Here is a 21,700-nt window from a genome sequence, read left to right as displayed (position 1 = left end):
GGGTGCGGTGCCGGAATTTCAATGTCCGATATTTCACTTTGTGTTGAGTCCTGCAAGTGCCGAAGCCAGGGCCTGTTCGCTGAGCGAGTGAATGCTCGCATTTTCCGTATAGATCAGCATGCAATCAATCCGTTTGGCCGGATAGAGCGGTTTCAGGATTTCCCGGTAGATCGCAAGCTGGGCCTTGTGCGCAAAGGGAATGGCCTCTTCGCTCGCTGGCGGGACGCGGTTTGTCTTGTAATCCATGATAACGACGCTGTCGGACAGGACCGCAAGCCGGTCAATGCGGCCGGAAACCGCATAGTCCCGGCCCTCCAGCGTCAATGTTCCCATGATCGAGACTTCCGCCTGTGCATGAACATTGAACACAGGCTGAAGCCTCCGGTCTTCCAAAAGCCTCACAACCGAATCGATCAGAGCTTGCCGTTCCGCCGGCGGCCAGAATCGCGCTGCGCGCTCGGCATAGCGTTTTGCCGCCTCGGCCCGCTCCTCCGCAGCAATATCGGGCAGGGCTTGCAGCATCCGGTGAATGAGCCGGCCTTTTTCCAGCGACCGATCGCTGCTCTCAGGGTCGCCGAAGAGCGGTGATGTCACCAGCAGATCGTCGGCCTCCTCATCGATAATGGTTCCCGCACCGGAAGGGCTGAGCGGCCGCGGCAATTGTTTCTGCGGCGGCAGAGGGCGGAAGAGGTCCGGCGGGACCGTTTCGATGGTCTCCGGTTTGGGCGCCTGATCCATCCGTTCGAAGCTGCGCTCGACCTGCGGCACGCGCCAGCGTGCGCCGTCCCATTCTCCGTCCGGGCTTGAGAAGGTCGTCTTCTCGACATGCGGATGTTCCGCATCGAGCGCGGCAGAAATCATCATATGCCAGGTGTCGTTGTTCAGGCGCACCCCGCGATAACCGCAAACGATCAGCCGATCGGCGGCGCGTGTCATCGCGACGTAGAGCAGGCGCCGGTATTCTTCCTCGGCAAGCGACTGGATGCGCGCTGCGTCATTCATCGTCAGCGAATTTCCAAGGTCGCTGACCGGAATCCAGACGGGCATCGGCGGCTCGTCCGGCCGGGTGTCGATCAACCGGAGTTTCGGCAGATGCGTGTGGGTAAAGGCCTTGGACCCCCCATCCACCAGGAAGACGATTGGCGCCTCCAGCCCCTTGGACGCATGCACCGTCATGATGCGCACCTCGTTTCGCCCCTTGTCCTGCTCGCGCTTCACTTCGGGCGCTTCAAGCTCCAGCGTCGAGATGAAGGACTGCAGGCCGGGCAGGCCGGACGTTTCGTGATCGAGCGCAAAGGTCAGGAATTCGTCGAGAATATCGCTGACCTCAGTGCCGAGACGCGCCAGGAATTGCCGCCGGCCGCCATGGCTGCCGAGCACCCGCGCATAGAAGTCGTGGACCGAAAAGCTTCGGCATTGGGCAAGGAAGAGTTCCAGCCTGGCAACGGCTGCGGAAAATCGTTCATGGCCGTCGGCCGCATGTTTGCGAAGATGCTGCCAGACGCTCTCCTGGTCGCCGCGCCGCGCCGAGATCGTAAAAATATCTTCTTCCGAGAGATCGAAGAGCGGGCTTTTCAGGACGGCGGCAAGCGAGAGATCGTCTTCCGGCAGAAGGAGAAAACGCCCAAGTGCCATCAGGTCCTGCACGGCAATGTGGCTGGTCAGGACCAGCCGGTCCGCGCCGGCGACCGGAATGTCGCCGCGCCGTTTGAGTTCGCGTGTCAGCGCATTGACGAAGGCGTCGCGCTTGCGAACGAGGACGAGGATATCGCCGGCCTCGATAAAGCGCTCCCTGCCCTTTTCAATGATCGTTTCGCGGCCGACAAGCGTACCGATCGCGTGGGCGATGCGCCGCGCCAGAATGGCGGCCGGCGCGCTTTCGGGTGTGGCGTCGAAAGGAGCCGTCCAGTCCTCGTCCTTCACCACCACATCGGGAACGACCATGTCCCAGAGATCGACGGCACCGGGGTGGCCGATACGGCTGGAGCGATGCACCACAGGTTCGGTGCCGAGCCCGCGCGCGTTCTCGGGGGGCGTAAAGATATGGTCGACAGCCAGCAGCACATCGGACGTGGAGCGGAAGGAGAGCGGCAGGCGAACTGTAGAAAAATCGAGCCCGCTGTTCTGCACCCGGCGCTGCGTTCGTTCCTTTTCCTCTGAAAACCGTTCCGGCCGCGCGCCCTGGAAAGAGTAGATCGACTGTTTCTCGTCACCGACGGCAAACAGCGTTCGCACGACCGGCCGCGCGCTTTCGCCCGAGAAGAAATCCTCCGCCAGAGACTGGATGACGCTCCACTGAATGGGGCTGGTATCCTGTGCCTCGTCGACGAGAATATGGTCGATACCCTGATCGAGCTTGTAATGGATCCACGGGCCGACACCGCTCTTCGTCAGCAGGTCGGCCGTGCGTGTGATCAGGTCCTCGAAATCGAGATGGCTGCGCTGTTTCTTCAGCTCCTCGTAGTCCCGGTTCAGGCGGTCGGCCAGCACGAGGGCGGCATGGGTCGCCGTATGCATCCGCATCATTTTCAGCCGGTCGCGGCAACTGACGACATGCGCACGTGCGGAGGCGATCGCATCGGCAAGCTGCGGCGCCTCGGCAAGCATCGCCTTGACGAGAAATTGCCCGTCCGTCTTCGGCTCACCTTTCGACGTGAGGAAGACCTTCTCCAGAATCTGCGAACGTGCGGCTGCATCTCGCTCGCGGGCGGCGCGACGCAGGCCGTCGGCAACGTCCTGCGCTTTCGCCCCGCCCTTCGAACCGGCGAGCGAAAGGTAAAGTTCCAGTGCCGCACCCGTCAGCCCCGGCAAGGGCCAGTACCGTTCAGCCAAACCCTCTTCCGTATCGTCGGGCGACAGGCCAAGCTTTGTGCGAAGCAGGCGATCGACGCCGCCATGCGGCTCGGCTGCCAGCATGAAACGGCGTATGGCATTTCTGTTGGCAACGATCTCGCCGAGCAGATTTTCAAGCCCGGATTCGTCACCGAGATTGAGCACATAGGCGAAGGCATCGGCGAGATCCCGGTCATTGTCGGGGGTCGTCGCCGTCAAGAGCGAGCGGCGCGCGTCGGCAAGCAGCGTCGCGGCTGCCCGGTCGTCCAGAACGGAGAAATGACCGGCGACATTTGCCTCCAGCGGAAACTGGTGCAGCAGCGCCTCGCAGAAGGCATGGATCGTCTGGATCTTCAGCCCGCCCGGCGTTTCCAGCGCCTTGGCAAACAGTCGCCTTGCCTCCGCCAGCTTCAGAGAATCCGGCTCACGACCTTCGATCTGGGTGATGCGCCTGGCCAGTTCCTCATCCGGAAAAATCGCCCATTCCGCCAGTCGTTCGAAGACGCGGTTCGACATTTCGGAGGCCGCCGCCTTCGTATAGGTGAGGCAGAGAATGGCGGAAGGCCGCGCCCCCGCAAGCAGCAGCCGGATCACCCGCTGCGTCAGCACGTGGGTCTTGCCGGAACCCGCATTGGCCGACACCCAGGCCGAACGGGCTGGATCGGAGGCAATCGCCTGCTGGATCGTCGTCCAGCTGATCCACGTGCCGGGATCGTCGCCCTCGGGAAGCGCCGTCGGATCAATCATCGCCGCCTCCGTCAGGGTCTGCGGTTGCCCATTCCGCAACGCGTGCGAGATGGTCGTAATCGCCGCCGAAATCGAATTGCTGGGCAGGGATCAGCCGCGAGGTAAAGCCTTTTTCGCCCGACTGCAGCAGGCTGACGAATTTCACCAGCTGGTCGATCGATTCCTCGGCAAGCTGCATCGCCGATTTTGCCTTGTCGCCATTGGCCTCCTCATTGTTGACCTTGTCGACCAGAAAGCGGCTGCCCGGCCGCAGGCGAACATAGAGGAGATCGTTCGGCACTAGGCTGCCGGCGTCGCGAAAGGCTCCGGCCTGAAGGGCTGCAGCCTCAAGCGCAAGCTGCGGGTCGAGCAGGGCTCGGGCCTGGGTCGGAGAGGGATTGTAGCCGGTCTTGTAGTCAATGATATCCGCGCTGTTAGGTCCCTTGATATCGATCCGGTCGGCGACCCCGGTGAGCCGGATATCGATCCCGTCGAGTTCGACACCACCTCTCACTTCGGTCAGCCGCTTCTGCACGTCGGTCTGCCGCCCGGCTTCCCAGGTGAGGAAGGCCCGCGCAACCTCGCGGAAACGCGGTCGCCAGACCGCGTCGATATGCGCCGGCAGCTTCTCCATGTCGAAGAGTTCCGTCAGAATGGTTTCCATCGCCGCTGCCGCATCGGGCGTTCCCGCGACATGGCCCTCGCGGACGAAGCGGTCGATGATCTTGTGGTAAAGCGTGCCCCGCTCCGCTGCGCCCGGATCGCGGTTGAACGGATCGACGGGATCGAGCCGCAAAACGCGCCGCGCATAAATCGCATAGGGATCGCGGCGCAGCCGGCCGACTTCGCTGAAGGAATAGGACTTGGGCTGCAACTCGCGCGGCGGCCTTGGAGACGGTCTTTGTGCCGGCGCCTGATTGTCTCCGAGGTCGATCTGGTTCGCCCAGTGAACGAAACGCGCACCCCGCTCGCGCAGTTGTTCTTCAAAATCCTCGCCGCCAAGCGCCAGCAGCCGCTGTAGCCATCGCGAGGCGACGGTCGGGGTCGAACCCTGCCGCAACGCGCGCGAATAGATCAGGTGGCGGGTGCCGTTCGCCATCTCGAAGTCATGCGCCAGCTGGCCGATGCGCCGCTCCGGCGGTTCAAGCCCGATTTCCGTCTTCATCATACGGGAGACGAAGGGATTGTTGGCAGTCTGACCCGGCCACGATCCTTCATTGAGGCTGCCGAGGATCAGCGTATCGACATTCTGCAGGCGTGCTTCCAGCGTACCGAAGATGAAGAGGCGGGGGTGGCTCAGCGCACCGGGTTTGACGGCATGTCCGGCCGACAGCGCCTGCATGATATCAATCCACTGCGGACCGTCCGCATCCATCTGGCCGTCGGTATCGATCACTTCGCCAAGCAGGCTCGCCAGGGCGTCACCCGCCTCACCGGACCAGAGGCTCGCCAGATTGCCGTGTTCGCCGGCCGCAACAGCTTCAAGAGCACGGCCCGTCCGTTCGGCCCATTGCGACAGCGAGATGCCCGTGACCGGGCCATCACCGTTCCTGCGATGGAGTGCGAGCGCCGATACGAGCGGCTCCACGGCGCGTTCCACTTTCTGCGCCAATGTGCGGGCCATGTCCGTCGCCCCGGATGGCAGCGATTTGCGCCACACCGGCGCATGTCTGTCGAGTGCCTGCTCCGAAAGCTGATGGTCGAGCAGCCGTTCGAGCGCTCCGATATTCACTTCCGCCGTGCCGCCGCGCAGGGCCAGCAACTCCAACGCTTCGACAGCCGCAGTCAGAAAGCTGCGTTCCAGCCCGAACTGGGCAAGCGGGTGTTTGAGCAATGAAACGATGGCGACGGGATCGCCAGGACGCAGCGTCGCTTCGAGAAGCAGTTGCAGCAGCGTGCCCTGCGCAGTTGCCGAAAGTGGGGTACCGGCCGAATCGTCGGCGAGAATGCCGAAACGGGAGAGCTCCGCCATGACGCGGCGGGCGAGATTGCGGTCCGGCGTAATAAGCGCAGCCCGGCTTTCGCCATCTGCCCCCGGCTGTTCCAGCGCCAGCCGCAGGGCAACGGCAATCGCCGTCGCTTCCTCGCGTTCGTTGGCGGCCTCGATCATCGATACGTCGGCGAATGCCGCCGCGATGGTTCCTTCCGGCAGGTTTTTCTTCCAATCGCCCCAGCTGCTCGTGGCCTCCGATGGCGTGAGTGCGCGCGACAGAACTTCCGCGCGTGAACGCAGGTCGGCCTCTGCGTCATCGATCGGCTGGACATCCTCTCGGGTAAGCTTCAGGCGCTTCAACAGGACGGAAAGACCATATTGCGGATGTGTGCGGCTCGCCGGATTGGCCCGTTGACCCGGCAGGAGGTCGGGGGCGACAAGCCGCCAATGCTCCTCCGGCATGGAAAGATCGAGGCCGGGCAACACGATCACGCCTTCCGGGAGGTTCGCCACCGCACCGATGAGATCAGCCGTGGCAGGAAGCGAACCTGTCGAGCCGGCAATGATGATCGGACCGGGAGGTCTTGTCGCCGAAAGCCGGCCGGCTTCAGCGCGCAGAATGGCGTTGCGGTGTCGGGCTGGCGACGAGCGGCCAAGTTCAACCAGCCGCTCCGGCCAGAACGCGCTGGCGATCTGCAGGAATTCGGCCGTCAGCTGCCACCAGGCCGCATAGTCGCCCGTCTCGAGCTTTCCGAGGTCGGACCACGCAAGATCCTCGGTTTCGATCGAATCGATCAGTTCCGCCAGGTTGCGGGCAAGCCAGATGGCATCGGCTGGGCTTGCCGGCGCGACAAGGGGCGATTCCGAATGGATATGCCGGACGATCTCGGGCAGCTTGTTGCGCCAGGCAAGGATCAGCCGCGCCAGTTCCAGAAGGCGCGCGGTATTGGACAATGGCTGGGCAAGATCGATCGTCGCGGGCAGCGCCTCGTCGAAATAGCCGCTGTCGTCATCCGTCTCTCCGAGCGGCCGGATAACCGGCAGGATCGCCGAACGGCCGCCGAGCAGATCGACGAATTCCGAACGCAGCACGCGCACGGCGCGCCGGGTCGGCAGATAGATCGTCACCTTGGCGAGCGACAGAGGATCGGCGGCATCATGCCGGAAAAGCGGCGTCAGCCGCCCGTCGCAAAGCGAACTCGCCAGCGTCTTCAGGAAGGGAAGACCGGACGGGATCGTCAAAATGCGTGGCCGGTGCCGCTCCGCCATCGATCAAGCAAACGTCCGGAACCGCCGGATCGTCTCCTCTGCATCGTCAATTGCATCAGGCGTGCCGACCGTCAGCCAATGGCCTTCCATCATCATGCCGAAGAGCCGGCGGCGGGCGATCGCCTTGTCGAAATAGATATTCAGGTTGAAGGCCTCTTCGGGCGCATCGTCGAGCAGCGCGGGGCTCATGACGATGGCACCGGCATAGACGACCGGGTTGGACGGATCGTCGCGATAGCGCGTCAGCCGGCCATCGGCAGCGAGGCTGAAGTCGTTCTTGCCGTTATGGCCCGTCGTGTCCTCGATGCGCACGCAGAGCAGCGCCATATCCATACGTTCGGCATCGAAGAATCCGGCTAAGCGCCGCAGATTGCTCGGCCGCCCGACCGGCTCCCCGATCCAGAAAAGATCGGCGTTCATGACGAAAACCGGTTCCCGCCGAAGCAGCTTCAGGCCTTTCGCCAGTCCTCCGCCGGAATTCATCAGCGCATCGCGCTCGTCCGAAATGAGGATATCCAGCCCGCGATAGCCTTTCAGATGATCCTCCATCTGGTCCGCAAAATGGTGGACATTGACGGCAACCTGTTCGACCCCGGCCTCGGCAAGCGAATCCAGCGCGTAGTCGATCATCGGCTTTCCGCCGATCTTCACCAGAGGCTTCGGAATAGTGTCGGTAATCGGGCGCATGCGGGTTCCGAGGCCCGCGGCCAGTACCATGGCTTGTCTGATGGTCATGCTGGTCCGGATCTATGATTCGACTGGCAGTATTCCAGCCCTTGTGCACCATTCGCGCAAGGGGGCAAGCGTCTCATGTTCCAGCGCCACTTTGAGATAGGCAAGCGTGCGCGGCATGTGCTGCAGATAGCCGGGCTTGCCGTCCCGCTGCAGGAGCCGCACCCAGAGACCGGCAAGCTTGCAGTTGCGCTGCGCAGACATGATGGCCCATGCCTTCATGAATCCGGCTTCGTCGAAACCGCCTTGCGCGCGCCGGAGCGAAAGATAATAGGCCATGAGCAGGCGGAAGAGGTCGGGCTCGATCGTCACACGTGCGTCCTGGACGATGGAGGCAAGGTCATAGGCAGCCGGGCCGATCATCGCGTCCTGAAAGTCGATGAGGCCGATCTTGCGGACGCCGTTCTCATGCTCCCGCCAGATGATGTTGGGCGAATGAAAATCACGCAGAAGCAGGGTCTTTTCCGCCGACCGCAGCTCGTCGATCAGCTGATCCCAGATCGCGAGATATTCCTCGCGCTCGGCATCTGAAGGAGGCGCTCCGCGTTTCCAGGCAATGTGCCAGTCGAGCAGAAGACGCACTTCCATCTTCATCGCCGTGCGATCGAACTCCGGAATGTGATGGGTGTGCGTGGCCGTGACGGGGATATCCTGCGGGATCTGCATCGAGTGAAGATGGGCAAGGCAGGCGACGCTTTCCCGGTAGCGCTCGACGATCGGCCTGCCTTCATCGTCCAGCACGCCCTCGGTGCCCAGATCCTCGATCAGCAGGATGCCCTGCTGGTAATCGACCTTCTCGATTTTCGGCGTCGCAAAGCCCCGCTCGCGCAGCGCATCGGCGATCGCGACGAAAGGATAGGCGTCCTGCGCCAGGTGGGCGACCTTGGGATAGGGCTTGCCGTCATAAATCGGCGGCCCTTCGGGTGGCGGCCGCCAGTCCATGAGGATTTTCCGCCTGCCGTCGCCGAGATGGAAATATTCGTATGCGCGAAGCGATGCGTCGCCCGTCAGAAACCGCCGTTCGGCGTCACCATAGCCGGCATCGGCGAGAAAGCTGCGGATCGCGAGCACGCGCCGGATACGGGACGCACTTTGCTCCGGCGCCGTGATCGTGGCCCGCCGCCCGCTGCCTTCGTGTTCGAGCCGCAGCGATATGCGCCCTTCAGGCAGTTCGCCTTCCGCCATTTCCGGCCATTCGACGATGCAGATACCGTTTTCGAGCGCCTCATCGAAACCGAGTTCCGTCAATTCCGAGGGGTCGCCGAGCCGATAGAGATCGAAATGTGAAACCGGGATCCGCAGCTCGTAGGATTGCACGAGGGTGAAGGTCGGGCTTGGAACTTCCAGCCCGTCGTCTTCGGCCACTGTGCGCAGGAAGGCGCGTGCGAGGGAGGATTTTCCCGCCCCAAGATCGCCGGAGAGAGCCAGGCAATCGCCGGCTTTCAAGGCAAGCGCCAGATCGTTGCCGAGGCGGAGCGTTGCCGCCTCGTCTTCCAGTAGAAGCGAAATCACGTCGCCTTGCGTCATTCGGCGGCGACGGAATGCGGCAGGTTGATGGAAGGGATGCGGCAGGTCACGGTCGTCCCCTTTCCGGGCTCGCTGTCGATGCTGACTTCGCCATTATGCAGGCTGACGAAACTGTCCACAATCGAAAGTCCAAGCCCGGCGCCGCCACGTTTGCCGCTCTTCGCACCGGTTGCGAAACGATCGAAGACCGTGGCGACCATTTCGGGAGAAATACCGGGACCGCGATCGCGGACGGAGAAGACGAAATCCGTGCCTTCCCGACGGCATTCCAGCGAAATGGACGCGCCTTCCGGCGAGAAATTGGCGGCATTGGCGAGAAGCTTCAGCAGGATCTGCTTCAGCCGCTGCGGATCGGCGACGATCGAGCCGAGATAGGCAGGTGCAGTGATCTCAAGCGAAACACCGCTTTCCTGCAGCCGATCGGCGATCTGCATGGAAACGTCGTCGAGCAGGTCGGCGAGATCGATTTCCGCATAGTTGAGCCGCATGATGCCGGCATCGACGGTCGCAAGATCGAGAATGTCGTTGACGAGCGTCAGAAGCACCGAGGAGGAAGTGGCGATATGGTCGATATATTCGGCCTGCCGTTCGTTCAGCGACCCGACGCCCGGCGTGCGCAGCAGATCGGTAAAGCCGATAATGTTCGTCAGCGGCGAGCGCAGCTCGTAGGAGACGTGCTGCACGAAATCGTTCTTCAGCTCGTCCGCCTTGCGCAGCGCCTCGTTCTTTTCCGTCAGCGCCCGTTCGGCCCGGACGCTGTCGGTCATGTTGACGAAAGTCAGCATGGTCTGCGCGTTCGGCAGCGGGATCACGGCGAAGTCGAGCACGAGGCCGGACAGCAGCTCAAGCGTTCCCTGGCTGGAGCGCCGCTCGTCGTCGAAGCTGGTAATCAGCTCGGCAAAGGTCTTCCAGCCGTCGGGCTGGTCATAGGACGGCGCGCAGACTTCGCCGATGGTGCGGATATGCGTACCGGGCTTGGCCTCCGTCTCCGTAATGCCCCACAGAGCCCGGAAGGCCGGGTTGGAAAGACGAATGCGCCCATCGGGGCCGAAGACGGCAACACCTTCCGAAAGGTGGTCGATCGTCTCGCCCTGCACCTTTACCAGCGTATTGTAGCGCGTCTCGAGATCGACCTGTTCGGTCAGGTTCTCGAAAACCCAGGTGGCGCCGCCCTGCGGATGCGCGGTGGCAAAGACACGCAGCGTCTGCCCGTTTGGCAGGTGCCAGAGGTCGGATTGCGTATCGAGCGAACGATAGACGGAAAGCGCCGCTTCCTTCCACGATTTCCAGTTCAGCTGGTCAGGAAGCTTCTTGGCGGCGCGCAGGCGCTCCAGAAGTTCGCTGTTGTCGGGCTTGCTTTCGAGGAACGAGATGTCGAGTTCCCAGAGCGAAACGAAGGCCTGATTGTAGAACTGCAGCCGGCGGTCGCCGTCGAAGATGGCAACCGGCGTTGCCAGATGGTCGAGCGTCTCGGCATGGCTCTTCAGCGTGCGTTCCAGTTCGGCGCGCACCGCTTCGACATCCGAAACGTCGACCGCAATGCCTGCCGAGCCGCTGGGGACCTTCACGTCGACGACGTCGAAAAAGGTGCGGTTGCCGCGCACGACGGTTGAGATCGTATCGTGAAACGGCGATTCCGGCGTCGCCGTGGCGCGGATGCGCTCGCGGGCGATCGTCGTCAGGATCTCGCGGCCCTCGTTGATTGCCTGCTGGGGCGACTGCGCCTCGACTGCGTCGCCGTAGGCATGGTTGACCCAGGTCAGACGGCCGGCCGTATCGCGCTGCCAGGCAGGCATGTCGATGGCGTCCAGCATGCTCTGAAACGCGGAAATCGACGTCATCAGCCGATCCCGCTCGATCTTCAACTCGGCAAGTTCGGCGCGCAGATTGTTGAGCGCCACGAAGCGGACGAAGGCGCGACCGCCGGAAACCCGGCCCTGTGCCTCAAGCACTTCGTCGCGAATGGTCTCGACCACCATGTCGAAGCTCTCGGCCTGCTCGCGCAAGCGGCCGATCGCCCGCTCCAGCTCGGATGCCGATCGCGCTTTCAGCCAGAGGCCGAAGGCGAGGAATTCGTTGTCCTGCGGCGCGCCGGTTTCCGGCGGAAGCTGGCCGAGCAGTTCCGGCCGGGCGACGCCGTCCCAGATGACGATGCGCCGGTTCTTGTCGGCAATGAGCGCCTGATATTGTGAAATGCGCTGCTGCGCATCCGAAAGTGCCGAGCGGATCTCACGGCTTTCATTTTCGAGATTGCCGCGCTGGCGCACCAGCCAGAGCGTCGAAAGCAGCGCAGCCGAAATGACGCCTATGACGACGGAAAGGCCGACAACCTGCGAAGAGGTAAAGAGATGTGCCGATGCGCCAATGCCGGGCTGCGCCTGCGCCAGAACCGGCCAGGCGGGTAGGGCGGCAGCGGTGCTCGCAGCGCACAGCTTCGCAATACGGGCTAAAGACCACGGCCTTTGCCTTGCGGCCACAGGGGCCGTGGCAAACCTATGTTTTTGGCCTGCCTGAAGCGGGCGGTCAGCGGCGTAAGCGCTATCCTCCGCCTGTCCGGGCAGGCTGTGTTTCATTTCCGACATCCGCGGTATGTCTCCGTCCTTTAATGTGCCGCATCACGACAAGACATCCCATTTTCGTGGAAAACGGAGAGCTCCGAAGCCACGAATCAAGTCTTAAAACAATACTTCGGAAGGGAATCGTCGGAAAGAGAGCGCCTAAAAAATAAGCCCCGGCATTTGTCAATGCCGGGGCCACCACATCTTGTGGATATCGAAGATGAAATCAGTATCTGTAGTGGTCGGACTTGAACGGACCCTGCGGCTTCACGCCGATATAGGCAGCCTGCTCTTCGCTGAGCTGGGTAAGTTTCACGCCGAGCTTGTCGAGGTGAAGGCGCGCGACCTTCTCGTCGAGGTGCTTCGGCAGGATGTAGACCTTGTTCTCGTACTGGCCGGGCTTGGTGAAGAGCTCGATCTGCGCCAGCGTCTGGTTGGTGAACGAAGCCGACATGACGAAGGACGGATGGCCCGTCGCGTTGCCGAGGTTCAGGAGGCGGCCTTCGGAGAGAAGGATGATGCGATTGCCCTTGGGGAACTCGATCAGGTCGACCTGCGGCTTGACGTTCGTCCACTTCAGGTTACGCAGTGCCGCCACTTCGATTTCGTTGTCGAAATGGCCGATATTGCCGACGATCGCCATGTCCTTCATCTGACGCATGTGGTCGATGCGGATGACGTCCTTGTTGCCGGTGGTGGTGACGAAGATATCGGCGGAGGAAACGACGTCCTCGAGCAGAACGACTTCGTAACCGTCCATGGCGGCCTGCAGGGCGCAGATCGGATCGGCTTCCGTCACCTTGACGCGGGCGCCGGCGCCGGAAAGCGAAGCGGCAGAACCCTTGCCGACGTCGCCGTAACCGCAGACGACGGCAACCTTGCCGGCCATCATCACGTCGGTGCCGCGGCGGATACCGTCAACCAGCGATTCCTTGCAGCCGTACTTGTTGTCGAACTTCGACTTGGTGACGGAATCGTTGACGTTGATGGCTGGGAAGGGCAGCAGGCCCTTCTGGCTGAGCTGATAGAGACGGTTGACGCCCGTCGTGGTCTCTTCGGTGACGCCCTTGATGGCTTCACGCTGCTTGGTGAACCAGCCGGGCGTTGCGGCCAGGCGCTTCTTGATCTGCGCGAAGAGGATTTCCTCTTCCTCGGAATGCGGCTTGGAGAGAACGTCCTCACCGGCTTCGGCGCGCGCGCCGAGCAGGATGTACATGGTGGCGTCGCCGCCGTCATCGAGGATCATGTTGGAGAAGCCGCCATCGGTCCACTGGAAGATCTTGTCGGTGTAGTTCCAGTAATCGACGAGGGATTCGCCCTTGACGGCGAAGACCGGAATGCCGGCCGCCGCGATGGCTGCCGCGGCATGGTCCTGCGTCGAGAAGATGTTGCACGAGGCCCAGCGAACTTCGGCGCCGAGGGCCACCAGCGTCTCGATGAGAACGGCGGTCTGGATCGTCATATGCAGCGAACCGGTGATGCGCGCGCCCTTCAGCGGCTTGGTTTCGCCAAATTCCGCGCGGCACGACATGAGGCCCGGCATTTCGGTTTCGGCGATCGAAATTTCTTTGCGGCCGAAATCCGCAAGGCCGATATCGGCGACGACATAATCTTTTTCAGTGCTCATAAGGCTCTCCAGGCTGAAAACGTCTCAAACACATCGCAAAGGCGCGACGATGACCGCAACGGTTGGAACGGGTGCGGGATGCACGTCATGCCCGCCGTTTAGCAGGCTTCGGCCGTGAAGGCAACGGGGATATAAAGAAGTCTTTATATCTTTATATGTCGCGAAGGTCAGATCTCTTCGCCGAACTTGTTCTGGATCAGCTGGTCAAGGGCGTCCAGCGCTTCAACGGCCTGATTGCCGGTGGCCGAAACGATGACGCTGGAGCCTGGGCTTGCCGCAAGCATCATGAGGCCCATGATGGACGTGCCGCCCACCGTCATGCCGTCCTTGGAAACGGTGATCGTTGCATCGAAGGCATCGACCGTCTGGACAAACTTTGCCGAAGCGCGCGCATGCAGGCCGCGTTTGTTGATGATGAGGAGTTCCCGGGAGAGCGGTGTCATGGAGGCTTCTTACTTTCCGCTCAGAACCCGGCTTGCAACGTTGATATATTTGCGGCCTGCCTCAGAAGCCTCGGCAAGCGCCTTTTCCATATTGTTTTCGCCGCGCACGCCGGCAAGCTTGATCAGCATCGGCAGATTGACGCCGGCAATCACTTCGGTGTGGCCGCTGCTCATCACCGAGATGGCGAGGTTGGAAGGTGTACCGCCGAACATGTCGGTGAGAATGACGACGCCATGGCCGTCGTCTGCGCCGGAAACGGCTTCGAGAATGTCCTGTCGTCTCTGGTCCATGTCGTCTTCCGGTCCGATGCAGACCGTCTCGATGAATTTCTGAGGACCGACGACGTGCTCTACGGCATGACGAAACTCTTCAGCCAGCTTGCCATGAGTGACAAGCACAAGTCCGATCATGATATTACTGCTCCCATGGCATACGCAAACGGTGGCCCCAATATCGCAACGCAGCAATTACGTCCACCGGTGGGGGCACATCTTGGCGATCAAAAGCCGAAGTGCAAGATAAAAATACAAACGTATAGTCCGTCTCGGACCGTCCGGAAGGCTTCAACTTCCGATTTCCGGTGCTTTTGCCATCAATACGGCAAGAGGCAGCGGAAGATTGGGCAGCAATCGCAACGCAGGCAGTTCGAAACCCTCGGCAAGAACGACGGTTTCGCCATCCGCGGGGAGCCGGTCTTCGCCTGTGGCGCTGGCCGGCAGGACCGCAAAATGCATCGTCGCCTGGGCGATATGGGCCTGCTTTACGATCCCTGTTCCGCGCAATTCGATAAGCCCGGCAATGGAAGGCGGGCAGGCGGCAGTGACGGCTCCGCTATCCTTCGAAAGAAGCACCTGATCGTCAGCGACCAGAGCGGAAAAAATACCCTGCCGGCGCGCCTCCGCCATGCAGGTAAAGGCGGTCATCGACTTGCCCCAGCCCGAGGGACCGGTGAAGAGGAGACCGGTCTTTCCAATGACGATTGCGGTGGCGTGGATGTTGATCATGCTGCGGCATCGGCCGGAAGGGCGAGGATGAAGCGGGCGCCAAGCAGTTTGCCGCTCTCGTCGTCGACGATGTTTTCGGCTCGCAGCGAGCCGCCATGCGCCTCGGCGATCTGTCGGCTGATGGAAAGTCCGAGGCCGGAATTCTGGCCGAAGCCCTCGGATTCCGGCCGGTCGGTATAGAAGCGTTCGAAGATGCGGTCGATATTCTCCGCCTGGATGCCCGGACCGTTGTCTTCGATATAGACGACGCAGCGTGAGCGGGTGCGGACAAGGCGGACTGTGATCTTGCCGTTGTGTTCGGGCACGAAGGAGCGTGCGTTTTCGATCAGGTTGGTGATGATCTGGCCGATGCGCAGGTCGTGTCCGTTGACGACGAAACGCGTCTTCACGTTCGGCTTGCGGTCCACGACATATTCGATTTCGACCTGCTTCTTGGTGTTGCGGATCTGGCGCGACACGTCGATCAGGTCGCGCAGCAGCACTTCCAGATCGACGGAGCCGGCATCGACGCGCGCAAGCTCGGCATCGAGGCGGGATGCGTCCGAAATATCGCTGATCAGGCGGTCGAGACGGCGGACATCGTGCTGGATAACGTCCATCAGCCGCTTCTTGGAATCGTCGGACTTGGCAAGCGGCAGCGTTTCGACGGCGCTGCGCAGCGAGGTCAGCGGGTTCTTCAGCTCGTGGCTGACGTCGGCCGCGAAGCTCTCGATTGCGTCGATCCGGTCATAGAGGGCGGTCGTCATCTCGCGCAGAGCGATGGAGAGGTTGCCGATTTCATCCTGGCGTACCGAGAAATCAGGAATCTCCTCACGCTCCTTGGCGCCGCGGCGCACGCGGATCGCGGCCGCCGAAAGCCGGCGCAGCGGATTGGCGATGGTCGACGAGAGAACCAGCGACAGGAGTACGTTGACGAGTGTCGCGACACCGAAGACACGCATGATGGCAAGACGCTCGGCATGCACGATATTGTCGATATCGCCGGCCTGCGTCGACAGCAGCAATACGCCGAGCACGGCGCGAAAGCGCTGGATCGGCACGGCAACCGAGACGATGAGTTCGCCCTTTTCGGTCGTGCGCACCACCGCACCGCGCACGCCCGTCAGCGCATTCATCACTTCCGGATAGATGGAGCCGTCACCACCGGGCGCTTCCTTGTAGACAGGAAGATTGCCCGGCTGCAGCGCCTTGTTGAAGAGAGCCGTGAACCATTCGCTCCACGTCTGTTTTTCCTCCTCCACCGGCGGCAGGTCGAAGCGCAGGACCTGGCCACGCGAATAGAGGTGGCGGGAATCGAGCAGCAGGTTGGCATCGGCGTCGAAGATGCGGGCGCGCGTGCGCGTCGGCGAAATCAGCCGGCGCAGAACCGGCGCCACTTTCTCCGGGTCGATCGGAAATTCGAGGTCCTCGTCGTTCGGCACCGGCGTAATGCTCTGGCCGGCCTGCAGTTCGAGCAGCTTCTGCGGATCGATGGTGATCGAGTTCGTGTCGACGGAGGCCGATGCCGAAACCGCGCCGGCAATGATTTCGCCTTGCGTCAGCAGGCTTTCGACGCGCGCGTCGATCAGGCCTTCTCGGAACTGGTTGAGGTAGAGAATGCCGCCGACGAGAACGAGCAGGGCCGCAAGGTTGAAGAAGACGATGCGGCGCGTCAGGCTGGAAAAGACGGCATTGCCGAAGATGCGGCGGATCAGGGTGAAGGGATGCGACCAACGCCGGCCCCTGACGCGTCGGGTGCTCACGCCCTCCGCATCATCCAGATCCCTTTCCTGCACCAACTGTGCCAATCACGGCCCTTTCGGAGGGCGGGGCCGGTCTGCCCGGCCCGCCACCCTCGTTCGTCTCTTCCTGCGCTGCGAGGCGTCAGGCTGCTTCGCGGAAGCGGTACCCCACACCGTAAAGCGTTTCAATCATATCAAAGTCAGTATCGACCATCTTGAACTTCTTGCGCAGCCGCTTGATGTGGCTGTCGATGGTGCGGTCATCAACATACACCTGTTCGTCGTAGGCGGCATCCATCAGGGCGTCGCGGCTTTTCACCACACCCGGGCGCTGCGCCAGCGAATGCAGAATCAGGAATTCGGTGACGGTCAGGGTGACGGCCTCGCCCTTCCAGGTGCAGGTGTGGCGCTCCTGGTCCATGACCAGCTGGCCGCGCTCAAGCGACCGGGCCTGCTGAACCGCTCCGGCTTTCGGCGCGCCGGCTGCGGCAGTGCCGCCGGCGGCAGCCGCCTCGCGGCTCGACGCACGACGCAGCACGGCGCGAACGCGCTCGACCAGCAGACGCTGCGAGAAGGGCTTGGTGATGAAGTCGTCGGCGCCCATCTTCAGGCCGAAGAGCTCGTCTATCTCTTCGTCCTTGGAGGTGAGGAAGATGACGGGCATGTCCGACTTCTGGCGAAGACGGCGCAACAGCTCCATGCCGTCCATACGCGGCATCTTGATATCGAAGATCGCCAGCTGCGGCGGGCGCGCGAGCAGACCATCGAGCGCCGAAGCGCCATCCGTATAGGTTTCGACCTTATATCCTTCAGCTTCCAGTGCAATCGACACGGAAGTGAGAATGTTGCGGTCGTCGTCAACGAGCGCGATTGTCGGCATGGTGTTCGTCTCCGTCATCAGTGCGCAATCTCCCGGATTGGTCATCCCCAGGCGGTCTTCGTGACCGGTTGCGCTTATGGAGGATAAAGGTGGAACAAATTGTGGCAAAGATAAAGGGGTAGATTGCCAGCCTGTATGGAGCGCAACCGAAGGTGGTGCGACAACTTGTTTCAACAGGAGGTCTTCAAACGATTTAAAACAGAATGCAGAAATTTAAATCGATTAATTATTTGATATTGCTGCATTTTCTAAGATTCTGCCTATTGCCATTTAAAAATTCTCCTCTTACTTTCGCGCTGATTTTAACGGCCAAGGCGCCTCAGCGAAGGGAAAAGCTATGGAGACGTTCGGAGTTCACAACCAGGCAATCGAGCTGGCGACGATCGGTTTCGGCGGCGCACGGAGCGTCCGCTACAACCTCTCCGCCGCTCTTCTCTACGAGGAATCGATTCGCCGGGGAGAAGCCGAACTGACAGCCCAGGGCGCTCTTCGCGCAGTGACCGGCCAGCACACCGGCCGCTCGCCGAAGGACAAGTTCGTCGTCCGCGACGAGAAGACCGATGGTCAGATCTGGTGGGACAACAACAAGCCGATGTCGCCGGAGCATTTTGCGCTGCTCCATAAGGACATGCTGGCCCATGCCGCCGACAAGGATCTCTTCGTGCAGGATCTCATCGGCGGCGCCGATGCGGGCCAGGCGCTGCCGACCCGCGTTGTGACCGAATTCGCCTGGCACTCGCTCTTCATCCGCAACCTGTTGATCCGTCCGAAGGCTGACGCGCTCGCGAGCTTCGCGCCGAAGCTGACGATCATCGATCTGCCGAGCTTCAAGGCCGAGCCGGAGCGTCACGGCTGCCGTACCGAAACGGTGATCGCCTGCGATCTGACGAACGGCATCGTGCTGATCGCCGGCACCTCCTATGCCGGGGAGATGAAGAAATCGGTCTTTACCGTGCTGAACTATCTGCTGCCCGAGAGGGGTGTCATGCCGATGCACTGCTCGGCCAATGTCGGCCCGGCTGGCGATGCGGCGGTCTTCTTCGGCCTCTCGGGCACAGGCAAGACGACCCTTTCGGCCGATCCGGCCCGTACGCTGATCGGCGATGACGAGCACGGCTGGGGCGAAAACGGCATCTTCAATTTCGAAGGCGGCTGCTATGCCAAGACCATTCGCCTTTCGGCCGAAGCCGAACCGGAAATCTACGCCACGACCCAGCGCTTCGGGACTGTGCTTGAAAACGTCGTTCTCGACGAAAATCGCCAACCGGATTTCGATGATGCGTCGCTCACCGAGAACACCCGTTGCGCCTATCCGATGCATTTCATCCCGAACGCATCGGAAACCGGGCTTGCGCCTCATCCGAAGACGATCATCATGCTGACGGCCGATGCCTTCGGCGTCATGCCGCCGATCGCCAAGCTGACGCCCGATCAGGCCATGTATCACTTCCTCTCCGGCTACACTGCCAAGGTGGCCGGCACGGAAAAGGGTGTCGTGGAACCGGAAGCAACCTTCTCGACCTGCTTCGGCGCGCCTTTCATGCCGCGCCATCCTGCCGAATACGGCAATCTCCTGAAGGAGCTCATCGGCCGGCACGGCGTTCAGTGCTGGCTCGTCAATACGGGCTGGACCGGCGGCGCCTACGGCGTCGGCAAGCGTATGCCGATCAAGGCTACCCGCGCCCTGCTGACGGCAGCCCTTTCGGGCGAACTCGCCAAGGCCGAGCTTCGCACCGATCCGAACTTCGGTTTCGCCGTTCCGGTGTCCGTCGAAGGCGTCGATACCGGCATCCTCGATCCGCGCTCGACCTGGGCCGACAAGCAGACTTACGACGCGCAGGCCGAAAAGCTGGTCTCCATGTTCATCGCCAACTTCGCCAAGTTCGAGGACCATGTCGACGGCGGTGTGCGCGACGCGGCTCCGGGCACCAGGGTCGCCGCCGAATAATTCGCCAATAAACCTTTGGCGATTCACGTGAAACCCGGTTCTTTCAGCACCGGGTTTCCGGCCGTGCTTGTGCCGGGTCTCAGGCGCTTCCCAATACCCGCTGATCTGCGCTAGAAGGCGGTATGGCCAGCGACGCGCTCTATATCGATGACAGGATTACCATCGCCGGATGGGAGCTGACGGAACAGTTCGTTCTGGCGGGCGGTCCCGGCGGTCAGAACGTCAACAAAGTATCCACCGCCGTCCAGCTCTTCTTCAACATCCAGAATTCGCCCTCGCTCAACGAGCGGGTCAAGGCCAATGCGATCAAGCTTGCCGGCAGGCGCCTGTCGAAGGACGGCGTGTTGATGATCGAGGCAAGTCGTTTCCGCAGCCAGGACCGCAATCGCGAAGATGCGCGCGAGCGGCTGAAGGAACTGATCATCGAGGCCGCCAAGCCGCCGCCGCCGCCGCGCAAGAAGACCAAGCCGACAAAAGGCTCGATCGAGCGGCGCCTGAAGGAAAAATCCGGCCGTTCGGAAGTCAAGAAGATGCGCGGCAGGCCAGGCGGCGGAGAGTGATATGCCGGAGCTCCTGAGCGGTATCCGCCATCTGCCGGAATATCTCGATCGTGCCCGCCAGGAGGCGCTGGTCGGCATCGTCAGGACGATTGTAGCGGAGGCGCCGCTTTATGTACCGGTCATGCCGGGCACCGGCAAGCCGATGTCGGTGCGGATGACAAATTGCGGATCGCTTGGCTGGGTAACGGACAAGGAACGAGGCTACCGCTACCAGCCGCTGCATCCGGTGACCGGCAGGCCATGGCCGGCAATCCCCCGCGAACTGCTTGAGATATGGAACGATGTTTCAGGCTACGACAGGGAGCCGGAAGCTTGTCTTGTCAATTTCTATACCGATGAAGCGCGCATGGGCCTGCATCAGGACAAGGACGAGAAGGACCTGAAAGCGCCGGTCGTTTCGATCTCCCTCGGCAATGCCTGTCTGTTTCGCATCGGCGGCCTGAACCGCAACGACAGGACCGTGTCTTTCAAGCTCGCCAGCGGCGATCTGGTCGTATTGGGTGGGCAGGGGCGGCTTTGCTTTCACGGCGTCGACCGCATCTATCCGGCCACGTCGACGCTTCTGAAGAACGGCGGGCGCATCAACCTGACGCTCCGCCGCGTCAATCCTTAACTCGCGTCGTTCAGAGCTTGCGCAGCGCCACCTGCTCGATCAGGTGATCCTTGCCCTTGCGCAGGATGAGATCGGCGCGCGGGCGCGTCGGCAGGATGTTCTGGCGCAGGTTTTTCAGGTTGATATTTGCCCAGAGGTCTTCGGCGATCGCAACCGCTTCTTCCTCGCTGATTGAAGCATAGCGGTGGAAATAGGAATTCGGGTCCCGGAAGGCCGTTTCCCTGAGCCGCATGAAGCGTGTCACATACCAGTTGTGGATCTGCGTCTCCTCGGCGTCGATATAGATCGAGAAGTCGAAGAAGTCGGATACCATCGGCACGATCTTGCCGTCGGCCGGCAGGTCACGCGACTGCAGGACGTTGATGCCCTCGAAGATCAGAATATCGGGCCGATCGACGATCTTGTATTCGTCCGGCAGCACGTCATAGACAAGGTGCGAATAGGAAGGCGCCTTCACGTCCGGCAGGCCGGCCTTGATCGCCGACAGGAAACGCAGGATCGCGCCGGTGTCGTAACTCTCCGGAAAACCCTTGCGCTGCATCAGGTTCTCGCGCTTCAGCACCGCGTTCGGATAGAGAAAACCGTCCGTCGTGACGAGATCGACCTTCGGGCTGGAAGGCCAGCGGCCGAGCAGTTCCTTCAGGATACGCGCCGTCGTGGATTTGCCGACGGCCACCGAGCCGGCAATACCGATCACGAAGGGCGTCTTCGTTACATTCGAGAGGCTAAGGAAGCGGTTGCGCTGCTCAAACAGCAGCTGCGAGGATTCCACATGGGCCGAAAGCAGGCGCGACAGCGACAGATAGATGCGCCGGACTTCGTCGAGGTCGATCGGATCGCCCATCGAGCGCAGCCGTTTGACCTCGTCCGCAGTCAGCGTCAGCGGCGTATCGGCTCGAAACTTTGCCCACTGATCCGAGCTGAAGAAATGGTAGGGAGAATAAGAAGCGGTCTGGAAGTCATCCACCTTTTCCGCCACTCCGATAATCTGCGTTGCGATGCTCATGAACTCTGCCGGCTGGCCTTTTCCTTGAGGCCGGATTGCGCGGTCCGCCGCGCAAGTTCGGTCATGACATTCTCTAGCGGTATTTCAGCAATCTTCAATACGACCAATAGGTGATAGAGAACGTCGGCTGCTTCGTAGATGAGGTTTTCGCGGTCGTTGGCGACGGCCGCCATCACGGCTTCGATTGCCTCCTCGCCCAGTTTCTTGGCTGCTTTCTGCTGTCCGCCGGCCACCAGTTTGGCGGTCCAGGATTCGCCCGGAGAGGCCTTCGCCCGCTCTTCGACGATCCGTTCGAGATCGGAAAGGGAAAATCCGCTCAT

General features: G+C 61.7%; 16 protein-coding genes. 3 read left to right on the top strand and 13 right to left on the bottom strand.

The window, feature by feature from the left end; all coding sequences use genetic code 11:
* Window positions 1-33 precede the first annotated feature (33 nt).
* The 11 genes from addA to ACU8HS_RS09100 form a co-directional block, all read right to left on the bottom strand.
* A complete protein-coding gene (addA, locus tag ACU8HS_RS09150) occupies window positions 34-3,579 on the bottom strand; it encodes a double-strand break repair helicase AddA (protein WP_447015790.1) in 3,546 nt (1,181 codons plus the stop codon).
* Window positions 3,572-6,760, bottom strand: a complete 3,189-nt coding sequence (gene addB, locus ACU8HS_RS09145) for a double-strand break repair protein AddB (RefSeq protein ID WP_447015789.1) — start codon at window positions 6,758-6,760, stop codon at window positions 3,572-3,574. Before addB ends, addA begins: the two co-directional genes overlap by 8 nt.
* Before the next feature lie 3 nt (window positions 6,761-6,763).
* Window positions 6,764-7,495: a nucleotidyltransferase family protein gene (locus tag ACU8HS_RS09140; protein ID WP_447015788.1), complete on the bottom strand. Its 732-nt coding sequence runs from the start codon at window positions 7,493-7,495 to the stop codon at window positions 6,764-6,766.
* 12 nt (window positions 7,496-7,507) lie between these two features.
* Window positions 7,508-9,019, bottom strand: a complete 1,512-nt coding sequence (gene tsaE, locus ACU8HS_RS09135; RefSeq protein ID WP_113413156.1) for a tRNA (adenosine(37)-N6)-threonylcarbamoyltransferase complex ATPase subunit type 1 TsaE — start codon at window positions 9,017-9,019, stop codon at window positions 7,508-7,510.
* Window positions 9,016-11,601: a sensor histidine kinase gene (locus ACU8HS_RS09130; protein ID WP_113413155.1), complete on the bottom strand. Its 2,586-nt coding sequence runs from the start codon at window positions 11,599-11,601 to the stop codon at window positions 9,016-9,018. Before ACU8HS_RS09130 ends, tsaE begins: the two co-directional genes overlap by 4 nt.
* A gap of 202 nt (window positions 11,602-11,803) precedes the next feature.
* Entirely contained in the window at window positions 11,804-13,204 is a 1,401-nt protein-coding gene (gene ahcY / locus ACU8HS_RS09125) for an adenosylhomocysteinase (protein WP_447015787.1), read from the bottom strand.
* A 167-nt stretch (window positions 13,205-13,371) separates the two neighbouring features.
* A complete protein-coding gene (locus ACU8HS_RS09120; RefSeq protein WP_112562628.1) occupies window positions 13,372-13,647 on the bottom strand; it encodes an HPr family phosphocarrier protein in 276 nt (91 codons plus the stop codon).
* A gap of 9 nt (window positions 13,648-13,656) precedes the next feature.
* Complete coding sequence (locus tag ACU8HS_RS09115) at window positions 13,657-14,058, bottom strand: PTS sugar transporter subunit IIA (protein WP_007813746.1); 402 nt, start codon at window positions 14,056-14,058, stop codon at window positions 13,657-13,659.
* Window positions 14,059-14,211: 153 nt separating this feature from the next.
* Window positions 14,212-14,652, bottom strand: coding sequence for a serine/threonine protein kinase (locus tag ACU8HS_RS09110; RefSeq protein ID WP_113413154.1), 441 nt, complete (start codon window positions 14,650-14,652; stop codon window positions 14,212-14,214).
* Window positions 14,649-16,439: a stimulus-sensing domain-containing protein gene (locus tag ACU8HS_RS09105; protein WP_112562632.1), complete on the bottom strand. Its 1,791-nt coding sequence runs from the start codon at window positions 16,437-16,439 to the stop codon at window positions 14,649-14,651. Before ACU8HS_RS09105 ends, ACU8HS_RS09110 begins: the two co-directional genes overlap by 4 nt.
* A gap of 76 nt (window positions 16,440-16,515) precedes the next feature.
* A complete protein-coding gene (locus ACU8HS_RS09100; protein ID WP_447015891.1) occupies window positions 16,516-17,253 on the bottom strand; it encodes a response regulator transcription factor in 738 nt (245 codons plus the stop codon).
* A 337-nt stretch (window positions 17,254-17,590) separates the two neighbouring features.
* Between ACU8HS_RS09100 and ACU8HS_RS09095 the strand changes: the two genes are divergently transcribed.
* The 3 genes from ACU8HS_RS09095 (at window position 17,591) to ACU8HS_RS09085 (ending at window position 20,374) form a co-directional block, all read left to right on the top strand.
* Window positions 17,591-19,201, top strand: a complete 1,611-nt coding sequence (locus ACU8HS_RS09095; protein WP_447015786.1) for a phosphoenolpyruvate carboxykinase — start codon at window positions 17,591-17,593, stop codon at window positions 19,199-19,201.
* Window positions 19,202-19,323: 122 nt separating this feature from the next.
* Window positions 19,324-19,761, top strand: a complete 438-nt coding sequence (arfB, locus tag ACU8HS_RS09090) for an alternative ribosome rescue aminoacyl-tRNA hydrolase ArfB (protein WP_112562638.1) — start codon at window positions 19,324-19,326, stop codon at window positions 19,759-19,761.
* 1 nt (window position 19,762) lies between these two features.
* On the top strand, window positions 19,763-20,374 hold the full coding sequence (locus ACU8HS_RS09085; protein ID WP_447015785.1) for an alpha-ketoglutarate-dependent dioxygenase AlkB family protein: 612 nt from the start codon (window positions 19,763-19,765) through the stop codon (window positions 20,372-20,374).
* A gap of 10 nt (window positions 20,375-20,384) precedes the next feature.
* Here the strand turns inward: ACU8HS_RS09085 and coaA are convergent, their stop codons facing one another.
* Window positions 20,385-21,380, bottom strand: a complete 996-nt coding sequence (coaA, locus tag ACU8HS_RS09080; protein WP_112562642.1) for a type I pantothenate kinase — start codon at window positions 21,378-21,380, stop codon at window positions 20,385-20,387.
* Window positions 21,377-21,700 (bottom strand): phosphoribosyl-ATP diphosphatase, encoded by a 324-nt coding sequence (locus tag ACU8HS_RS09075; protein ID WP_447015784.1) that lies wholly within the window; start codon window positions 21,698-21,700, stop codon window positions 21,377-21,379. The genes coaA and ACU8HS_RS09075 overlap by 4 nt, the downstream gene beginning before the upstream one ends.

This window comes from Rhizobium sp. KDH_Rht_773_N, assembly GCF_052946295.1.
The sequence above is the reverse complement of the archived record's forward strand: the minus strand, read 5'-3'. Positions and strand labels throughout refer to the sequence as shown.

Excerpts from the sequence above, each read along its gene's own strand:
- addA (WP_447015790.1), bottom strand. The coding sequence starts at position 3,579 with ATGATTGATCCGACGGCGCTTCCCGAGGGCGACGATCCCGGCACGTGG.
- addB (WP_447015789.1), bottom strand. The coding sequence starts at position 6,760 with ATGGCGGAGCGGCACCGGCCACGCATTTTGACGATCCCGTCCGGTCTT.
- ACU8HS_RS09140 (WP_447015788.1), bottom strand. The coding sequence starts at position 7,495 with ATGACCATCAGACAAGCCATGGTACTGGCCGCGGGCCTCGGAACCCGC.
- tsaE (WP_113413156.1), bottom strand. The coding sequence starts at position 9,019 with ATGACGCAAGGCGACGTGATTTCGCTTCTACTGGAAGACGAGGCGGCA.
- ACU8HS_RS09130 (WP_113413155.1), bottom strand. The coding sequence starts at position 11,601 with ATGTCGGAAATGAAACACAGCCTGCCCGGACAGGCGGAGGATAGCGCT.
- ahcY (WP_447015787.1), bottom strand. The coding sequence starts at position 13,204 with ATGAGCACTGAAAAAGATTATGTCGTCGCCGATATCGGCCTTGCGGAT.
- ACU8HS_RS09120 (WP_112562628.1), bottom strand. The coding sequence starts at position 13,647 with ATGACACCGCTCTCCCGGGAACTCCTCATCATCAACAAACGCGGCCTG.
- ACU8HS_RS09115 (WP_007813746.1), bottom strand. The coding sequence starts at position 14,058 with ATGATCGGACTTGTGCTTGTCACTCATGGCAAGCTGGCTGAAGAGTTT.
- ACU8HS_RS09110 (WP_113413154.1), bottom strand. The coding sequence starts at position 14,652 with ATGATCAACATCCACGCCACCGCAATCGTCATTGGAAAGACCGGTCTC.
- ACU8HS_RS09100 (WP_447015891.1), bottom strand. The coding sequence starts at position 17,253 with ATGCCGACAATCGCGCTCGTTGACGACGACCGCAACATTCTCACTTCC.
- ACU8HS_RS09095 (WP_447015786.1), top strand. The coding sequence starts at position 17,591 with ATGGAGACGTTCGGAGTTCACAACCAGGCAATCGAGCTGGCGACGATC.
- arfB (WP_112562638.1), top strand. The coding sequence starts at position 19,324 with ATGGCCAGCGACGCGCTCTATATCGATGACAGGATTACCATCGCCGGA.
- ACU8HS_RS09085 (WP_447015785.1), top strand. The coding sequence starts at position 19,763 with ATGCCGGAGCTCCTGAGCGGTATCCGCCATCTGCCGGAATATCTCGAT.
- coaA (WP_112562642.1), bottom strand. The coding sequence starts at position 21,380 with ATGAGCATCGCAACGCAGATTATCGGAGTGGCGGAAAAGGTGGATGAC.
- ACU8HS_RS09075 (WP_447015784.1), bottom strand. The coding sequence starts at position 21,700 with ATGAGCGGATTTTCCCTTTCCGATCTCGAACGGATCGTCGAAGAGCGG.